This window comes from Candidatus Saccharibacteria bacterium oral taxon 955 (assembly GCA_010202265.1).
In the GTDB taxonomy this organism is placed as follows: Bacteria; Patescibacteriota; Saccharimonadia; order Saccharimonadales; family Saccharimonadaceae; genus Saccharimonas.
The window spans coordinates 573,462-587,412 of sequence record CP047918.1 but is presented as its reverse complement, the minus strand read 5'-3'; the positions used below and the strand labels follow the sequence as shown (position 1 = coordinate 587,412).

General features: G+C 45.9%; 18 protein-coding genes. 15 read left to right on the top strand and 3 right to left on the bottom strand.

Annotation, left to right across the window (positions count from 1 at the left end; all coding sequences use genetic code 11):
- Positions 1-6 precede the first annotated feature (6 nt).
- The 9 genes from GWK75_03110 to rnc all read left to right on the top strand — a co-directional run bounded on the left by GWK75_03110 (position 7) and on the right by rnc (position 8,070).
- The gene (locus GWK75_03110) at positions 7-720 is read left to right on the top strand and encodes an ATP-binding cassette domain-containing protein (GenBank protein QHU91715.1); all 714 of its coding nucleotides are present in this window, start codon (positions 7-9) and stop codon (positions 718-720) included.
- A gap of 97 nt (positions 721-817) precedes the next feature.
- Positions 818-1,426 (top strand): hypothetical protein, encoded by a 609-nt coding sequence (locus GWK75_03105; protein QHU91425.1) that lies wholly within the window; start codon positions 818-820, stop codon positions 1,424-1,426.
- A 186-nt stretch (positions 1,427-1,612) separates the two neighbouring features.
- Positions 1,613-2,260: an HD domain-containing protein gene (locus tag GWK75_03100; protein QHU91424.1), complete on the top strand. Its 648-nt coding sequence runs from the start codon at positions 1,613-1,615 to the stop codon at positions 2,258-2,260.
- Positions 2,261-2,295: 35 nt separating this feature from the next.
- Positions 2,296-3,576, top strand: coding sequence for a hypothetical protein (locus GWK75_03095; GenBank protein QHU91423.1), 1,281 nt, complete (start codon positions 2,296-2,298; stop codon positions 3,574-3,576).
- A 35-nt stretch (positions 3,577-3,611) separates the two neighbouring features.
- Entirely contained in the window at positions 3,612-6,047 is a 2,436-nt protein-coding gene (locus GWK75_03090; GenBank protein QHU91422.1) for a leucine--tRNA ligase, read from the top strand.
- Between the two features lie 147 nt (positions 6,048-6,194).
- The gene (locus tag GWK75_03085) at positions 6,195-6,335 is read left to right on the top strand and encodes a hypothetical protein (protein QHU91421.1); all 141 of its coding nucleotides are present in this window, start codon (positions 6,195-6,197) and stop codon (positions 6,333-6,335) included.
- 62 nt (positions 6,336-6,397) lie between these two features.
- On the top strand, positions 6,398-6,868 hold the full coding sequence (gene nusB / locus GWK75_03080; protein ID QHU91420.1) for a transcription antitermination factor NusB: 471 nt from the start codon (positions 6,398-6,400) through the stop codon (positions 6,866-6,868).
- Positions 6,840-7,343 (top strand): NUDIX domain-containing protein, encoded by a 504-nt coding sequence (locus GWK75_03075; GenBank protein QHU91419.1) that lies wholly within the window; start codon positions 6,840-6,842, stop codon positions 7,341-7,343. The genes nusB and GWK75_03075 overlap by 29 nt, the downstream gene beginning before the upstream one ends.
- Before the next feature lie 16 nt (positions 7,344-7,359).
- Positions 7,360-8,070 carry a ribonuclease III gene (gene rnc, locus GWK75_03070; GenBank protein QHU91418.1) on the top strand — a complete coding sequence of 237 codons (711 nt, stop codon included), beginning with the start codon at positions 7,360-7,362 and terminating at the stop codon, positions 8,068-8,070.
- Positions 8,071-8,150: 80 nt separating this feature from the next.
- Here the strand turns inward: rnc and GWK75_03065 are convergent, their stop codons facing one another.
- On the bottom strand, positions 8,151-8,528 hold the full coding sequence (locus GWK75_03065; GenBank protein ID QHU91417.1) for a hypothetical protein: 378 nt from the start codon (positions 8,526-8,528) through the stop codon (positions 8,151-8,153).
- Between the two features lie 278 nt (positions 8,529-8,806).
- Here GWK75_03065 and rpsP point away from each other — a divergent pair, with 278 nt between their 5' ends.
- Positions 8,807-9,166: a 30S ribosomal protein S16 gene (gene rpsP / locus GWK75_03060; protein QHU91416.1), complete on the top strand. Its 360-nt coding sequence runs from the start codon at positions 8,807-8,809 to the stop codon at positions 9,164-9,166.
- 161 nt (positions 9,167-9,327) lie between these two features.
- Positions 9,328-9,732, top strand: coding sequence for a KH domain-containing protein (locus GWK75_03055; protein ID QHU91415.1), 405 nt, complete (start codon positions 9,328-9,330; stop codon positions 9,730-9,732).
- Between the two features lie 159 nt (positions 9,733-9,891).
- Here GWK75_03055 and GWK75_03050 read toward each other — a convergent pair whose 3' ends face one another.
- The gene (locus GWK75_03050; GenBank protein ID QHU91414.1) at positions 9,892-10,227 is read right to left on the bottom strand and encodes a hypothetical protein; all 336 of its coding nucleotides are present in this window, start codon (positions 10,225-10,227) and stop codon (positions 9,892-9,894) included.
- A gap of 187 nt (positions 10,228-10,414) precedes the next feature.
- Here GWK75_03050 and trmD point away from each other — a divergent pair, with 187 nt between their 5' ends.
- The 4 genes from trmD to GWK75_03030 all read left to right on the top strand — a co-directional run bounded on the left by trmD (position 10,415) and on the right by GWK75_03030 (position 13,076).
- Positions 10,415-11,074, top strand: a complete 660-nt coding sequence (trmD, locus tag GWK75_03045) for a tRNA (guanosine(37)-N1)-methyltransferase TrmD (GenBank protein ID QHU91413.1) — start codon at positions 10,415-10,417, stop codon at positions 11,072-11,074.
- A gap of 198 nt (positions 11,075-11,272) precedes the next feature.
- Complete coding sequence (locus tag GWK75_03040; protein ID QHU91412.1) at positions 11,273-11,743, top strand: hypothetical protein; 471 nt, start codon at positions 11,273-11,275, stop codon at positions 11,741-11,743.
- A gap of 249 nt (positions 11,744-11,992) precedes the next feature.
- Positions 11,993-12,808 carry a hypothetical protein gene (locus tag GWK75_03035; protein QHU91714.1) on the top strand — a complete coding sequence of 272 codons (816 nt, stop codon included), beginning with the start codon at positions 11,993-11,995 and terminating at the stop codon, positions 12,806-12,808.
- 70 nt (positions 12,809-12,878) lie between these two features.
- A complete protein-coding gene (locus GWK75_03030) occupies positions 12,879-13,076 on the top strand; it encodes a hypothetical protein (protein ID QHU91411.1) in 198 nt (65 codons plus the stop codon).
- A 93-nt stretch (positions 13,077-13,169) separates the two neighbouring features.
- On the opposite strand, the gene GWK75_03025 is transcribed toward GWK75_03030, so the two are convergent.
- Positions 13,170-13,835 (bottom strand): hypothetical protein, encoded by a 666-nt coding sequence (locus GWK75_03025; protein ID QHU91410.1) that lies wholly within the window; start codon positions 13,833-13,835, stop codon positions 13,170-13,172.
- Positions 13,836-13,951: the final 116 nt, after the last annotated feature.

Here is a 13,951-nt window from a genome sequence, read left to right as displayed (position 1 = left end):
CCAGTGATGATCAGCGTCAAAAACCTGAAAAAGAGTTTTGGCGATACTGTAGTGCTGCGTGATATTGATGCAGAAATTCATGAGGGCGAGGTTGTTGTTGTGGTAGGCTCAAGTGGCTCGGGTAAGTCGACGTTTTTGCGCTGTTTGAACTTGCTGGAGGAGCCGACGGCTGGACGTATCATTGTTGATGGCCAAGAATTAACATCAGGAAAAATAGACCTCAACCACCTCAGACAAACGGTTGGCATGGTGTTCCAATCGTTTAATTTATTTCCACATATGAGCGTTATCGATAACATTAAGTTGGCGCCCAAAAAATTACGTAAACTTAGCGATCGTGCTGCCACTAGATTAGCTAAAAAACTACTCGAAGACGTCGGTCTGGCTGATCGTGCAGATGCTTTTCCGTCTCAGCTTTCTGGTGGTCAGAAACAACGTGTCGCTATTGCCCGAGCACTGGCGATGGAGCCGAAAATCATGTTGTTTGACGAGCCGACTAGTGCGCTTGACCCAGAAATGATTGATGAAGTGCTGGATGTAATTCGTCAGGTGGCGGATCGAGGTATGACGATGGTTGTGGTTACTCACGAAATGAGGTTTGCCCGAGAAGTAGGGACGCGCATGCTATTCCTCGACAAGGGTCGTATCATCGAGGACGGCACGCCAGAGCATGTGATGACTCATCCAAAAACCGAACGGGCTAAGCAGTTCTTTGATTAACTTTGTTTTTGATGAGTGAAGAGATTTTGGTGTGGTTGTATGAAATCTAGCGTAGGAATGTTTCGCTATATAGTGAGAAAGGCGTATAATCATAAGCGTGAATAGAAAGATGCGCTTGATATTGTTTTCAGCCATTGTTGTGGTATTGCTGATGATTGCGGCGTACTTTACCTGGCCGCGCCAAAAGATCATGGATGACACTAATTTGCGTACCAATACTCCATCGGCCGATGCTGCTAAGTTCAAGGCTGACTATAGTAGAGTGGCGGACGATAACCGTTTCGTCGTATCGACATCCGATGAGATTTTGGCAAAATTTGATTCAGGTGATGGCTTGATATTCCTTGGCTTCAAGCAGTGTCCATGGTGCCAGGCGCTGGCGCCGATCGTCGATGAGGCTGCCAAAAAAGAGGGGCTCGATAAGATCTACTATCTGGACATCAGTGATGCACGCAAAAATAACGATGAAACGTATCAAAAGATTATCGCTAAGCTAAAGAGCTATCTGCGCAAAGATGAGCAGGGTAATCCGCGCGTGTATGTGCCCGACGTTACGGCGGTTCGTAACGGTAAGGTCGTCGGACATTTTTTGCAGGAGACTACTGCCGGTGGCGAAAAAGTGACGGCTAACACATACTGGACAGACGAACGTCGTGCTCGGGGTGTCGAACAGCTACGCGAGATGATTCGTAAAATACGAGATTAGATATAACTTACGGGGGTAAAAATATGATAAAATACTAATACTTGCATTTTTTGTAAATATGGTGTATAATATAAGTATAAATTAGAACAGCGGCTTTACAATAAGCAACCACTGCGGCTACGGACTGAGGAATGAGTGACCGGATGGCCGTTTTTTGTAATCCGCCGGTAAAGAAAGGAAAAGTTCATGGTTTGTCCACTACATGACCACCTCCGAGATTACCCAAAAGCTAATAACTCCTCGGGGCCAACCCGAGATATGTACAACGTCATGGCAAAGAACCACGAAGGCCAGAAGCGTAAGCTAACTGGTGAGTGGTACATTGCACATACGATTGGTGTTGAAGAGATTGTACACTCAGTAACTGAAGACCCAGCGGTGCGGATGGCGGCTCTTGGTCATGACTTAGTCGAAGATACTGGTATTACCATAGAAAAAATAGCGGATAAGTTTGGCGATCGGGTGGCGGCTATTATATGGGGGGTGACCAAGGATGATTCGATTACCGGATCGCGAGAGCGAAAAGAGGCGTACCTTGATAGGCTAGAGTATGAAGCTGAGGACGGATCGGTTATCGTCGCGCTTGCTGACAAGATCTACAATATTGCCGATACGATAGAGAACTATTTTCTACACGGTCCTGGGATGTGGAATAATTTCAAGTCTGGGCCTGATCAGCAGCTATGGTGGTATCGATCAGTATTAGAAATCGGACAAAAACGTCTGCCAGACTGCGAGCTTAATGAGTATTTAAGTGAGCTGATCGACTTATTTGAAACAGAAGTAATCGGTAGGCGAGACGGAGTAGAGAGCGTCTCTGATGTTACAGAGTAGTTTGTCTAGTGGAGCATATACGGTATGATGGGGATATGTTCAAGAAATTTGTCCTCAACAAGCTCCAAGAATATGTGAAGCAGTACTTCAAAAACCATCCTGAAATAAAACTGATTGTTGTTGCCGGTAGTGTCGGCAAAACGAGTACGAAACGTGCGCTTGCTACTTTGCTGTCCCGGCGTTACCGCGTTCGAATGCAGGAGGGTAATTATAATTCTGAGATTTCGACGCCATTAGCGATTTTGGGGATCAACAAGCCTGCAAATATAAAGAATCCATTTTCTTGGTTTAGTGTATTTCGGGCGGCACGACTTCGGATCAAAAATCCAACCGATGTTGATGTTATAGTTCAGGAATTAGGAACTGATCGGCCTGGTGATATTGCAGAGTTTGGTCGGTATTTGGTGCCAGACATCGCTCTTGTGACCGCGGTTACGCCTGAACACATGGAGTTTTTTGGCTCAATTGAGGCGGTCGCTCAAGAAGAGATGAGTGTTTCAAGTTATTCAAAGTTCACCCTCATAAACCGTGATGATGTTGATGGGAGGTTTGCTGATTTTGCGACAAATCCAAACTTCAGTACTTATGGGACAGCAGGGGTCTCTGAGTATCGATTCGAGCAACAAGGTTTTGATCCTGAGGCTGGCTATACAGGAAATATAATTGCTGTAAATTACGAGCCATTCCCAGTCGCAATCAAGGTCGTAGGGGAGCATAGTTTGCGACCGATTATGGGAGCAGTAGCGGCGGCAATGATGATGGGGTTAACGCCTGACGATATCACAAAAGGCCTAGCGTTGATTCGTCCAGTGCCAGGTAGGATGAATATCCTAAAAGGTATTCAAGGTACAACGATTATTGACGATACGTATAACTCCAGTCCTGCGGCTGCTGCGGCGGCGCTTCAGACTCTATACTCGCTTGATGATGCACCTCAGCGAATTGCCGTACTCGGCGATATGCGCGAGCTTGGCGCGACTAGCCAGATGGAGCATGAAAAAATTGGCGCGATGTGTGATCCAAATATGCTAGCCTGGGTTGTAACTGTTGGTCCTGAGTCGGAAAAATACCTGGCACCAATAGCAAGAGCGCGTGGTTGTCAAGTGCGGGTTGCGCGAAATGCTATCGAGGCGGGGCAATTTGTTCGATCGGTTACAGAGGACGGCACGGCGATTCTCGTAAAAGGATCACAAAATACAATATATCTCGAAGAATGTGTAAAAATCCTGTGTAATATGACAGAAGACGTCGAGCTGGTTCGCCAAACGCCTGAATGGATAAAGATAAAAGATGCCTACTTCTCACGGTATCAATAGACCATCACTAGTGGCCTCTGATATAATAGAGGTCGATGAAACGTTACAACCCAAGCGATATAGAACCAAAGTGGCAACAGATCTGGTCTAGCGACAAGAGGTATATTGCTCCAGACGAGAGTGATAAGCCGAAGTATTACGTGACGGGCATGTTCCCGTATCCTAGTGGTGCTGGTATGCACACAGGGCATTTTTTTGAGCATTCGATTGTTGATGCGGTCGCGCGATTTCGTAGGGCGCTTGGCTACAATGTCATGTACCCAATGGGGTTTGATAACTTTGGGTTGCCTGCGGAGAATTATGCGATCAAAACTGGTCGGACGCCACAGGACACCACGGCAGAAAATATTGCAAGCTTCACTAATCAGCTACGTCGGGTCGGGGCGAGTATCGACTGGAGTCGAGAGGTGCGAACGAGTGACCCTGAGTACTATAGGTGGACTCAGTGGATTTTTACAAAATTATTCGAACGAGGCCTGGCCTACCAAAAAGAAGCTAATCAGTGGTGGTGTCCAAAGGACAAGACGGTCCTTGCCAATGAGCAGGTGATCAATGGTCGCTGTTGGCGCTGTGAAGAGTTGGTTGTAAAAAAACCGATGAAACAGTGGTTTTTCAAGATTACTGATTACGCTGATCCTTTACTCGCTGAACTTTCTGCACTTGACTGGCCAGATAAAATCAAGACTGCGCAGGAAAATTGGATTGGCCGCAGTGAGGGGGCGGAAGTCGAGTTTGTAGTCGAAGGTGAAGGTCAGAAAATTTTGACTGTATTTACGACTCGACCAGATACACTGTTTGGCGCGACGTTTCTCGTCCTGGCACCAGAACATCCGTTAGTTAGCGAGCTTATAAACGATGATACGCGAGAGGCTGTCGAAAGCTATATAAGTGAATCTATCAAGAAATCAGAGATCGAACGCTCAAGCGAGGGCAAGGATAAAACGGGTGTATTTACGGGTGGATACGCTATCAATCCGGCAAATGGTGAGAAGGTGCCAGTTTGGGTTGCTGATTATGTTTTGTGGGGTTACGGGACGGGTGCAATTATGGCCGTGCCGGCACACGACGAGCGTGACTTTGCATTTGCTGAGAAGTTTGGTTTACCAATCATTGAAGTGGTTGAACGACCTGAGGATACGAGCGAGCAATGCTATCACGGTGAGGGTATTCTGGTAAATAGCGCCCAGTTTGACGGTATGCCATCGAGCGAGGCGCGTGAGCAGATTGTCTCTTGGCTCGAGCAGCAGGGGAGTGGGCGAAGCAAGGTCACCTATAAAATGCGCGACTGGCTTATCAGTCGTCAGCGATATTGGGGGGCGCCAATCCCGATTATCCATTGTGATAAGCATGGCGCAGTTGCCGTACCTGAGTCGGATCTGCCAGTGATTTTGCCAGACGTGGTTGATTTTGCACCACGTGGTGACGGTAAATCGGTACTTGGCGCTCAGGAAAAATGGGTAAATACGACTTGTCCGACTTGCGGTGGGCCAGCTCGGCGTGAAACAGATACGATGGATGGTTATGCCTGTAGTAGCTGGTATTTGCTTCGTTATACCGATCCACACAATGACAAGGAGGCGTGGGATCCGAAGCTGGCTAATTATTGGGCACCTCTTGATATGTATGTTGGTGGTGATCACGCGGTGGCTCATCTATTGTATGTGCGTTTTTGGACGCATGTGTTTTATGAACTCGGCCTCACAGACTTCAAGGAGCCGGTCAAGAAGTTGGTCTACCATGGCCTGATCCAGGCTGAAGATGGTAGAAAGATGAGCAAGAGCCTGGGTAACGTCGTTGATCCGCTAGAAGTTATCGATGCAGGATACGGTGCCGATGCGCTACGGACTTTCGAACTATTCCTCGGTCCGATAAACGAGAACTCTAGTTGGAATAGCCGTGGTATCGCTGGAGTTTATCGATTCTTGAACCGCACCTGGACACTGACACAGGAATATATTGATTCTAAGCAATCCCTGTCCAATAAAAAAATCGATACAGCTCAATTAAATAGTATTACTCACGAAACTATAAAAAAAGTCACCGATGATATTAGTCGTTTAAGCTTCAATACGGCGATTGCCTCGATGATGGAAATGGTCAATAGCCTATATAAACTCAAACTCCAAGGAATAGATGAGGAGTGGGGTTTTGCAATTGAAGCATTGATCCAGCTTGTCCAGCCGTTTGCGCCACATATGGCGGCGGAATTATGGCAACAGCTCGGACATGACACACAGATTGATAGTCAGCCGTGGCCGGTTTGGGACGAGGCGAAGATTGTTCGAGACACAATGACAATCATCGTTCAGGTAAACGGCAAGCTTCGAGCCAAGCTAGAGGTAGCGAGTGGTGAATCTGAGGTGGCCATCAAAGAGCTGGCTCTGCAGGACGAAAATGTACAGAAATTTGTCTCAGGTGAGCCAAAAAAGGTAATCTACATCAAAAATAAACTCCTCAGTATTGTCGTATAGGTTGCTAGAGCAATAATTTGTCGTGAATCTGAACCCTGTCGGACGATAGCGAAGTGAGTTGCTATTTTGGTCGAGCTATTGAGATATAGGCGATAGTACGGTATAATAATAGACAAGTTTTATACACAGTAATAAGGAGAATATTTCATGGCACAGCCAAAGAAGCAGTCAAGCCCTCGCAAAACCGGCTTGCGTCGCAGTCATCTCGTCCTCAAACTTGCACGTCGTGTAAACGGCAAGTCACCAGTAAAGGTAAAGACGACAAAGAACGAAACTGGCAAAAAGTAGTAGTAATTCTTTTTGTCTAAAAACGAGTGGGAATAGTTTAACAAGAAAGAACCAACTGACAAATGGCATCAAACCGACATCTCGGCCGAATTGTAGCACTTCAGACGCTTTATGAGTATGAGTTTCGTACGCAGTCTGAGGATCCAAATGTCAACCTTGACGAAATCCTCGGTCGTAATCTCGAACGATACGAATCGGCGATTGATGATACTGATTTTGTGAAGCGATTGGTCGCGGGTGTCTTAGCATCGATTGCTGACCTTGACGCAAAGATTCGACCAATCGCACCTGAGTGGCCGATTGAGCAGATCGCCCGGGTCGATCGCACAGTACTTCGTATAGGTTTATATGAGCTTTTGTATTGTGCTGATAGCGTACCGCCAAAGGTAGCGATTAACGAGGCGGTTGAACTTGCCAAAGCATTTGGTTCTGATAACTCAAGCAAGTTTATCAACGGAGTACTTGGTACTGCGTTTAGAACGCTTGTAGAGGGAGCTTCAGCCGATGCCAAAACCAAGCAAGCAAAGGCTTGATCGTACTAAGAAGCATCTTTCGCATGCGAAAGCGTCGATTCAAGAAATTGTACGTGAGCCGACAAGTGGCGGAATCGTTTTTCGTCATACAAAAAATAACGATTTAGAGATACTGCTGATTCAAGATGCTAAAGACCGATGGACTATTCCAAAAGGTCATATAGAGGAAGGTGAAACGGCGGTACAGACGGCGCGTCGCGAAATTGGTGAGGAGGCGGGGCTTTATGATGTTGATATGCTTGGGTGGCTAGGCAAGATTCATTTTCGTTATCGCCGTATTGATCGGCTAGTTCTGATGACAACGCAAATTTATCTGGTGCGTGTTCGCACAGATGGCAATGAGATCAAAAAGGAAGAATGGATGAATGGCATCAAGTGGTTTCCGTTTAATAGGGCGCTTGATCTGATCGAATATGAGGATATTGCTAAGTTGATGCTAAAGGCAAAGACGCGTATCCGGGAAGAAAAGCTATAAAAAGGAGGATTTGCCAATGAGTGGTATGCCAATTGGCCCATACGTTGAGTTTGCAAAGCAGAAATTAGGATTTGAATACAATGATATTCAGCTCCTGATTACTGCTTTGACCCACAGAAGCTACGTAAATGAGCATAAAAAATCAGTGTCTGAACACAATGAACGACTTGAGTTTCTTGGTGACGCGGTACTGGAGTTGGTCGTAACGGACTACCTATACAGTAATTTTTCAGAGCCAGAAGGTGTGTTGACGAGCTGGCGTGCAGCTTTGGTTCGAACTGAGAGTATCGGTGCAGCTGGGCAAAAGCTTGGCTACGAGCCGTTAGTTCGTATGAGTAAGGGAGAAAAAAATGGCTCGGAGCGGGCGCGCTTGCAGATATTGGCTAATGCTTTTGAGGCGACGATAGGTTCAATTTACCTAGACCAAGGTTACGATGAGGCTAGTAGATTCATACATGAGCATATTCTATCTAAGCTTGAGGGAATTTTGGCGGAGGGGTCATGGCGAGACCCAAAGAGCCATCTTCAGGAAGTTTCTCAGCAATTGGATGGTGCAACGCCAGTCTACAAAGTACTCTCAGAAGAGGGTCCTGACCACGACAAGGTGTTTACGCTTGGTGCGTATGTCAATGGTGCGCTTATGGGTAAGGGGATTGGCCCAAGTAAGCAGTCTGCTCAGCAACAGGCGGCTCGAGCAGCTCTTGAAGAGTACAAGAAGCGGCAATAGTCCCAAGAAAATAGCCCGCCAAAGAGTCACGTTTAGACAGAGGTGTCTGGTGATCTTCTTTGACGGGCTTCGTTTGGCCCTTATGATATCGGTCTGACGGGTGTGAGATATAGCGTATTTATCTCGCACAACAGACCGACTTTTTGATTGAGTAGCTTGATGTATGTCGCGCTTCGGGCTATTTGTCGCGACGACTCAGCTACCTTCTTGGCGTCGTGACCGGTGGTGGAATTGCCGTAAGCCAAGACAAGCTCATTTAGGAGAATTATCCTCTCACTAAGTAGTTTTATACACTGCATGCTGTCGCTGATCTCGCTCGTCAACTCTATCGATCTACTCATACCGTAGGCGGTTTCACGGTTTGGATAGATTTTGAGTCTGTTCAACTCCTTCAACTCCTTTTTCAATTCTTCTATTCGAGCTTTCAGGCTAGCCTTGTCAAGATTGTCGCTATACACGTTCTCTCCTATCAAACCTCTCGTTCAGGGCAAAAGAGCGACCTTCGCCCTCTCTACAAAACCTTGGGCGAAAAGCTAGTATTTTTATAGCATGTATGTACATTTATGTCAATTATAGCTGATGGTGATCTTGTTAGAAGCGGGACCATAACCATCACGTAGCCTGCTTGTTGTTTTCGAACTTCTAGTCATGCTTTGTTGACATTTTCCCTGTAACACGCTAGAATATTACGGAAGTAACAATAGTACTAATGTGAAGTAAAGGAAGTTTTAATTTTATGCTCGCAATTCGTTTGCAGCGCCTCGGTCGCAAGGCATACCCAGTTTATCGGTTGGCAGTTCAAGAGGCGAGCCGTCACCCATCTAGCGGTCGTGTCGTCATGTATGTTGGTAACTACAACCCGCATACCAAGGAGTCAAATATAAATGTTGAAATGGCTCAAAAATACCTCGATAACGGCGCTCAGCCAACTCCACGTGTTGCTAAGCTTCTAAAAGAAGCCGGTGTGAAGCTGCCAAAGTGGGTCAAGGAGTTTAAGGGTGGCAAGACTAAGACAGTTCGAAATGCCGAAAAACTTCGCAAGAACCAGCCAAAAGAAGAAGTTCCAGCTGAGACTGATTCAACAACCGAAGAGTAAGTCTCGCTAGCTGAATAGTCTTTTATAAATAAAATATCCCCAGAAAATCCAGATTGTTTGGGGGTATTTTTATTGCGTTACGTTCATAATTTATGTGAGCGTGCTAAAATAAAAGTACGTACGATATCAAACAGTAAGACTAAGGTAGACATGGAGGGCATATGTCGACTATCGACCAGCAATTCGTAGAATATATCGTTAAATCACTAGTAGGTAATCCCGACGATGTCGTCGTGGATCGCATAGTAGATGAAAAAGGTGTGCTTTTGACTCTCACTGTTAACCCAGATGATCTAGGGCGTGTAATTGGTCGTCGAGGGGTTACGGCGCAGAGCTTACGTACACTCCTGCGCGCACTTGGTACGAAAAACTCTGCACGCTACAACCTAAAGATAGTTAATAACGACAATCCAGATGAGCCGATCATGATGTCGTCAGATGACGATAGTGATGGCACTGTGGATAAATCTACCGATGAGGCTGTGGAAAACAGTGAAAATCAAGAGAGCGAGTTCGCAAAAAAGTCTCGTCAAGAGCTTGCAGAACTAGATGACCTCGATATATAATCGTAAGCAGTTCATGCGAGAACCTGAACTGCGAGAACAAACAAAATAGCTCATGCGAGCTAAACCAAATGGTTTAGAGAGACTTATTTGTACTAAATACCCGCTAGAAGTAGCGGGTATTTAGTTGGTTTTAACGGCAATACGATGCTAGTAGAGGTGTTAAAAATATCTCGTCAGTATAAATACTGTCGCTAATGCTATGAGAACAACTCCAGCACAAGTGCCGATTATGAGCGCTAGTTTATGAGTTTTTTGGGTTTTTTGTCCTGCTTGTGTGTTTGCGTCTGTATAAGCGGTCGTTGCCTCAGTGTCGCTTGGTATATTGGCAATCGGTGGAGCTAGCGTGTGTTGGGTAGCGATTAGCTCGTCGGACTCTTCGTCTGCATAAATATCCTCGTGAATTGGGGTGATGACGGTCTTGCGACTAGAGGCGGCTAGACGCATTTCGTCACTTATACCATCTGTTTTTTCTTTGCTAGATGTTTCGAACTCCATATCGGTTATAGTTTACTATACCCCTGGATAAATGAAAAGTCTCGACGCCTAGTCCGAATTTAATTCAAAAACTACACCATAAAATAGGTAAAATATAAAATATTGTTAGAACATAAATAAAATAATAATGCAATAACTATAAAAACAGAAATAGACAAATATGTCAAAGATTGTTATACTATAAATAATGAAAAAATTCCAGGTTATTACGCTATTTCCAGAGATGTTTACGGGGGTATTTGGCAATTCTATGATGTGGAAAGCGCAGAAAGACGGGCGCGTTGAATTATCAACCATAGATCTAAGAGAATTTGGTCTGGGCTCACGGCGGACAGTAGATGATACGCCATATGGCGGTGGAGATGGTATGTTGCTGATGGTGGAGCCACTGTGGAAGGCGGTCATGAAGGCAAAGGAGTGTGATCCTACGGCAAAAGTATTGATTATGACGCCTCGAGGAAGTCGCTGGAAGCAGGCGATGGCCCAGAAGTACAGCGAAACGGATCATGGGTATATTTTTATTTGTGGTCGATATGAGGGCTATGATGAGCGAATTATGGCACTAGTTGATCAGGAGATCAGCGTCGGCGACTATGTATTAACGGGTGGCGAATTACCAGCGATGACAGTGATCGATAGTATTGTACGTTTAATTCCAGGGGTACTTGGCGGTGCAGAGAGCGCTACTATTGAGAGTTTTTCTGATGGTGAAACTCTAGAGTTTCCTCAGTATACGAGACCTGCCGAGTGGCAGGGGATGCGAGTGCCAGATGTTCTTTTGAGCGGTCATCACGGTGAAGTTGCCAAATGGCGCGCTGAACATAGCAAAAAAGCTGAGCGTCCCTAAAAAACTGAACACCCCGCTCTATAGCGGGGTGTATGCGATATGTTGTGGTGGAAATATCGTAGAGCGATGAAACAGTCTTTTGGTGGAGTGTTTGTTTTTGTAACTTCGCTACTTGTACAATACATGGTAATTTTTAGAAGCGCAAGCACTTTTTTGAAAAAAAATGAAAAAACTTGTGGAAAAGTATATACTAAAATCATGAAAAAGATGATAAAACATATATTTCCAGAAGAATTCGGCAAAAACCCAGCGTATATTCGGGGGCTTGTTTTAGCCTTTCTGTACGCAGGGCTTGCGATTGCGCAGTTATTTAGTTACGAGCGTTTCTCTGATGTGACACTAGGCTTTGGGCTATTTGGTGGTCGTGTGACGGCGGTTGTCTTAGCAGTTATTATCCCAGCACTTGAGATTGGAGCACTTCCGTATCTATTATCTATGAAGCTAAGCGATCGATGGCGAGCTATTTCTTGTAGGCTGGTTGTCGCTGCGCCAGTGCTGTGGTGTCTACTCGCGCTGTGGCAAAACTTTGCTGGCACGGTCGACCGTTCAAACACGGGGTTGTTTGGCGGTACGATTATAACAACCGTTGGAGTTTGGATAATTGCTTTTTCGGCGCTATGGCTTTGGGCGGCGGTGTTGACGGTTCGAGAATTACCAAGACGGACGTAGGCATATATAGAAAATCTGTCGCCCGCTTGACGACAGTTTCAGTATGACTCACTTTTACGAGTTTGCTCGAACCTACTACCAATATGCGGTACGGCGTTGAAAAAGAGATCAGGGCAAAGCCCTGTTCGGCGGGTCACCCGCGCCCTGACCCGCCGAAAACCACTGTCGAGATTCCAGCGGTTGCTATGAGGTGCCCTATTTGGTAAATAAGCTTAGGGCTGTAACTCCAAGCGCCTTAGCTACTTTTCTATATTTGAATGGGTCAAGGGAGTAGGTTGCACGGGAGAAACGGTATTTGTACCGACGGATCTTGTGTTCTACTCCACGCCAAAACTCGATAGAAAGTTGGTGGTGGATACCTGTTCTTCGGGTTTTGCGGCCCACACCGATCTGACTGGAGCAATCGACCGAGGCTTGCTAGAGATCGTCGAGCGAGACAGCCTGATGCGTAGCTGGTACGAAAAGCGTAGTCCGCGCATGCTGGATTATGCGATTCTGCCACTACATCTGCAAAACGGGGCGAAGTACTGGAGCAGTCGAGGTCACGATGTGACCGTCCTTGATGTGAGCCAGATGGGAGTTGTCATCATTGAAGTGGTGATTACCTCCGACTCATATCCCTGCTTTGTAAGTGGTGCATCCAGCTCGCTGGAGTCGTTTGATGAGGCTGCTATCAAGGCTTTTCAAGAGGCTGAGTCTAGGCTGATCTACGGCTTAAACGAGCAGAGTACACGAGAGCTTACTCCCGAACACGTTCATAGCGTCCTAGACCATGAAGTGCTTTACGCTCAGTCGAGGCTATATCATGAGCACCTGGAATTTCTTTTTGAGGGTGAAATCTCAAAAACTACTCCCGAGGTAGCAACTTCAATTGACACCCTAAGACGTAAGCTGGACGCGGTTGTCGTGAACGTATCGGAGGAAGACTCTGCGCTAAGAGTTGTAAAAGTACTAAGTCCTAAGTTGGTTCCGATCAGTTTTGGCTTTGGTGCCGGACACTACTCTCATCACTCACTGGCTTGTGTGGTGGACAACACACGTCTTATGCCACACTATTTTGCTTGATTCTGTCTTGTGTAGATGTGCGAATGACACAGGATAGATTCACGAATCCAAATAGAAAGGAGGTGATTCTATGCACACCAAGACTCTCTCGACAATCACGGTGACCATGTCGCCCATCTTCCGGGCTATGGATAGCGGTGGCGGAAGCAACTGCGGTGGTGTCTCTGGTGGCGGCAACTGCGGTAACGGCGGCGGAAGCGGCTGTGCTGGTGGTAGCTGCGGTTCCGGGTGCGGAGGCAGCAGCTGCGGAAGCGGCTGTGGCAAGTAGCCTCCATCTCCTCGGATAGTGCGATTACAAAAACGTAGTGAACACTACGTCTCGTCCCCGTCGTTACGCATATCGCGACGGGGACTCTTCAATTTATAGAGTAAAATCTTTATAGCTAGCCAATGTTGCTTGCACAATATCTTGGTCAGTCTGGCGCAAGTACTGTTTCACGAAATAATACCCAAGTCTATATCCGGCCCAGCGTGGCAAAATATCATCGCCAGTGAAGAATATTTTGTTATAATCATAAATTTTGTCTTCAAACTTATCTTTTAGCACGGTAATCATCTTATCTATTTCAGCTCGAGGAGTTTCCTGTATTTCTTTCAAGAAAAACTGTTTATCTTGTCGCCCAGTTTTAATCATCGCCTCCTCTTCTAGCGCAATAGCCAGGCCTTCCAGAATCATCCCATCAAACATAGTTTCGGCATATTCAGGCAGTTTCTCCCAGCGTAGCGAATGTGACATCTCGTGGCATATCGTTTCGAAGATAAAACCTTCGCTAATTTCGTGTTGATTTTTATCAAGCGAGAGTATAATCAAGCGTGAATGAAGCGTCTTGCCAGCGATTCCATCCTCGGCGATAGTTGGCAATATAAATGAGGATGTAGCGATAATTACATCAACTTCATAGTCAAACTGTGCGAATGTGGCGGAGATAAAGCCTTCGGCTTTTTGAGTCGCGTTTTTGAATATCGTAATTTCTGCATTAGTGAATATTTGATTGGCATTGGCGATGTGAATATGGATTTTGCTCATGGTTTTATTATACTGGCAATAACATAAGTATTACTACAGGAGACGATGCTAACTATTAAATTCACCACTCCAATAGCAACCGCTGGAATCTCGACAGTGGTTTTCGGCGGGTCAGG

Excerpts from the sequence above, each read along its gene's own strand:
- GWK75_03075 (QHU91419.1), top strand. The coding sequence starts at position 6,840 with ATGCCAAAACCAAGCAAGCAAAGGCTTGATCGTACTAAGAAGCATCTT.
- GWK75_03110 (QHU91715.1), top strand. The coding sequence starts at position 7 with ATGATCAGCGTCAAAAACCTGAAAAAGAGTTTTGGCGATACTGTAGTG.
- GWK75_03025 (QHU91410.1), bottom strand. The coding sequence starts at position 13,835 with ATGAGCAAAATCCATATTCACATCGCCAATGCCAATCAAATATTCACT.
- trmD (QHU91413.1), top strand. The coding sequence starts at position 10,415 with ATGAAAAAATTCCAGGTTATTACGCTATTTCCAGAGATGTTTACGGGG.
- GWK75_03085 (QHU91421.1), top strand. The coding sequence starts at position 6,195 with ATGGCACAGCCAAAGAAGCAGTCAAGCCCTCGCAAAACCGGCTTGCGT.
- GWK75_03100 (QHU91424.1), top strand. The coding sequence starts at position 1,613 with ATGGTTTGTCCACTACATGACCACCTCCGAGATTACCCAAAAGCTAAT.
- rpsP (QHU91416.1), top strand. The coding sequence starts at position 8,807 with ATGCTCGCAATTCGTTTGCAGCGCCTCGGTCGCAAGGCATACCCAGTT.
- GWK75_03055 (QHU91415.1), top strand. The coding sequence starts at position 9,328 with ATGTCGACTATCGACCAGCAATTCGTAGAATATATCGTTAAATCACTA.
- GWK75_03050 (QHU91414.1), bottom strand. The coding sequence starts at position 10,227 with ATGGAGTTCGAAACATCTAGCAAAGAAAAAACAGATGGTATAAGTGAC.
- GWK75_03095 (QHU91423.1), top strand. The coding sequence starts at position 2,296 with ATGTTCAAGAAATTTGTCCTCAACAAGCTCCAAGAATATGTGAAGCAG.
- GWK75_03040 (QHU91412.1), top strand. The coding sequence starts at position 11,273 with ATGAAAAAGATGATAAAACATATATTTCCAGAAGAATTCGGCAAAAAC.
- rnc (QHU91418.1), top strand. The coding sequence starts at position 7,360 with ATGAGTGGTATGCCAATTGGCCCATACGTTGAGTTTGCAAAGCAGAAA.
- GWK75_03030 (QHU91411.1), top strand. The coding sequence starts at position 12,879 with ATGCACACCAAGACTCTCTCGACAATCACGGTGACCATGTCGCCCATC.
- GWK75_03090 (QHU91422.1), top strand. The coding sequence starts at position 3,612 with ATGAAACGTTACAACCCAAGCGATATAGAACCAAAGTGGCAACAGATC.
- nusB (QHU91420.1), top strand. The coding sequence starts at position 6,398 with ATGGCATCAAACCGACATCTCGGCCGAATTGTAGCACTTCAGACGCTT.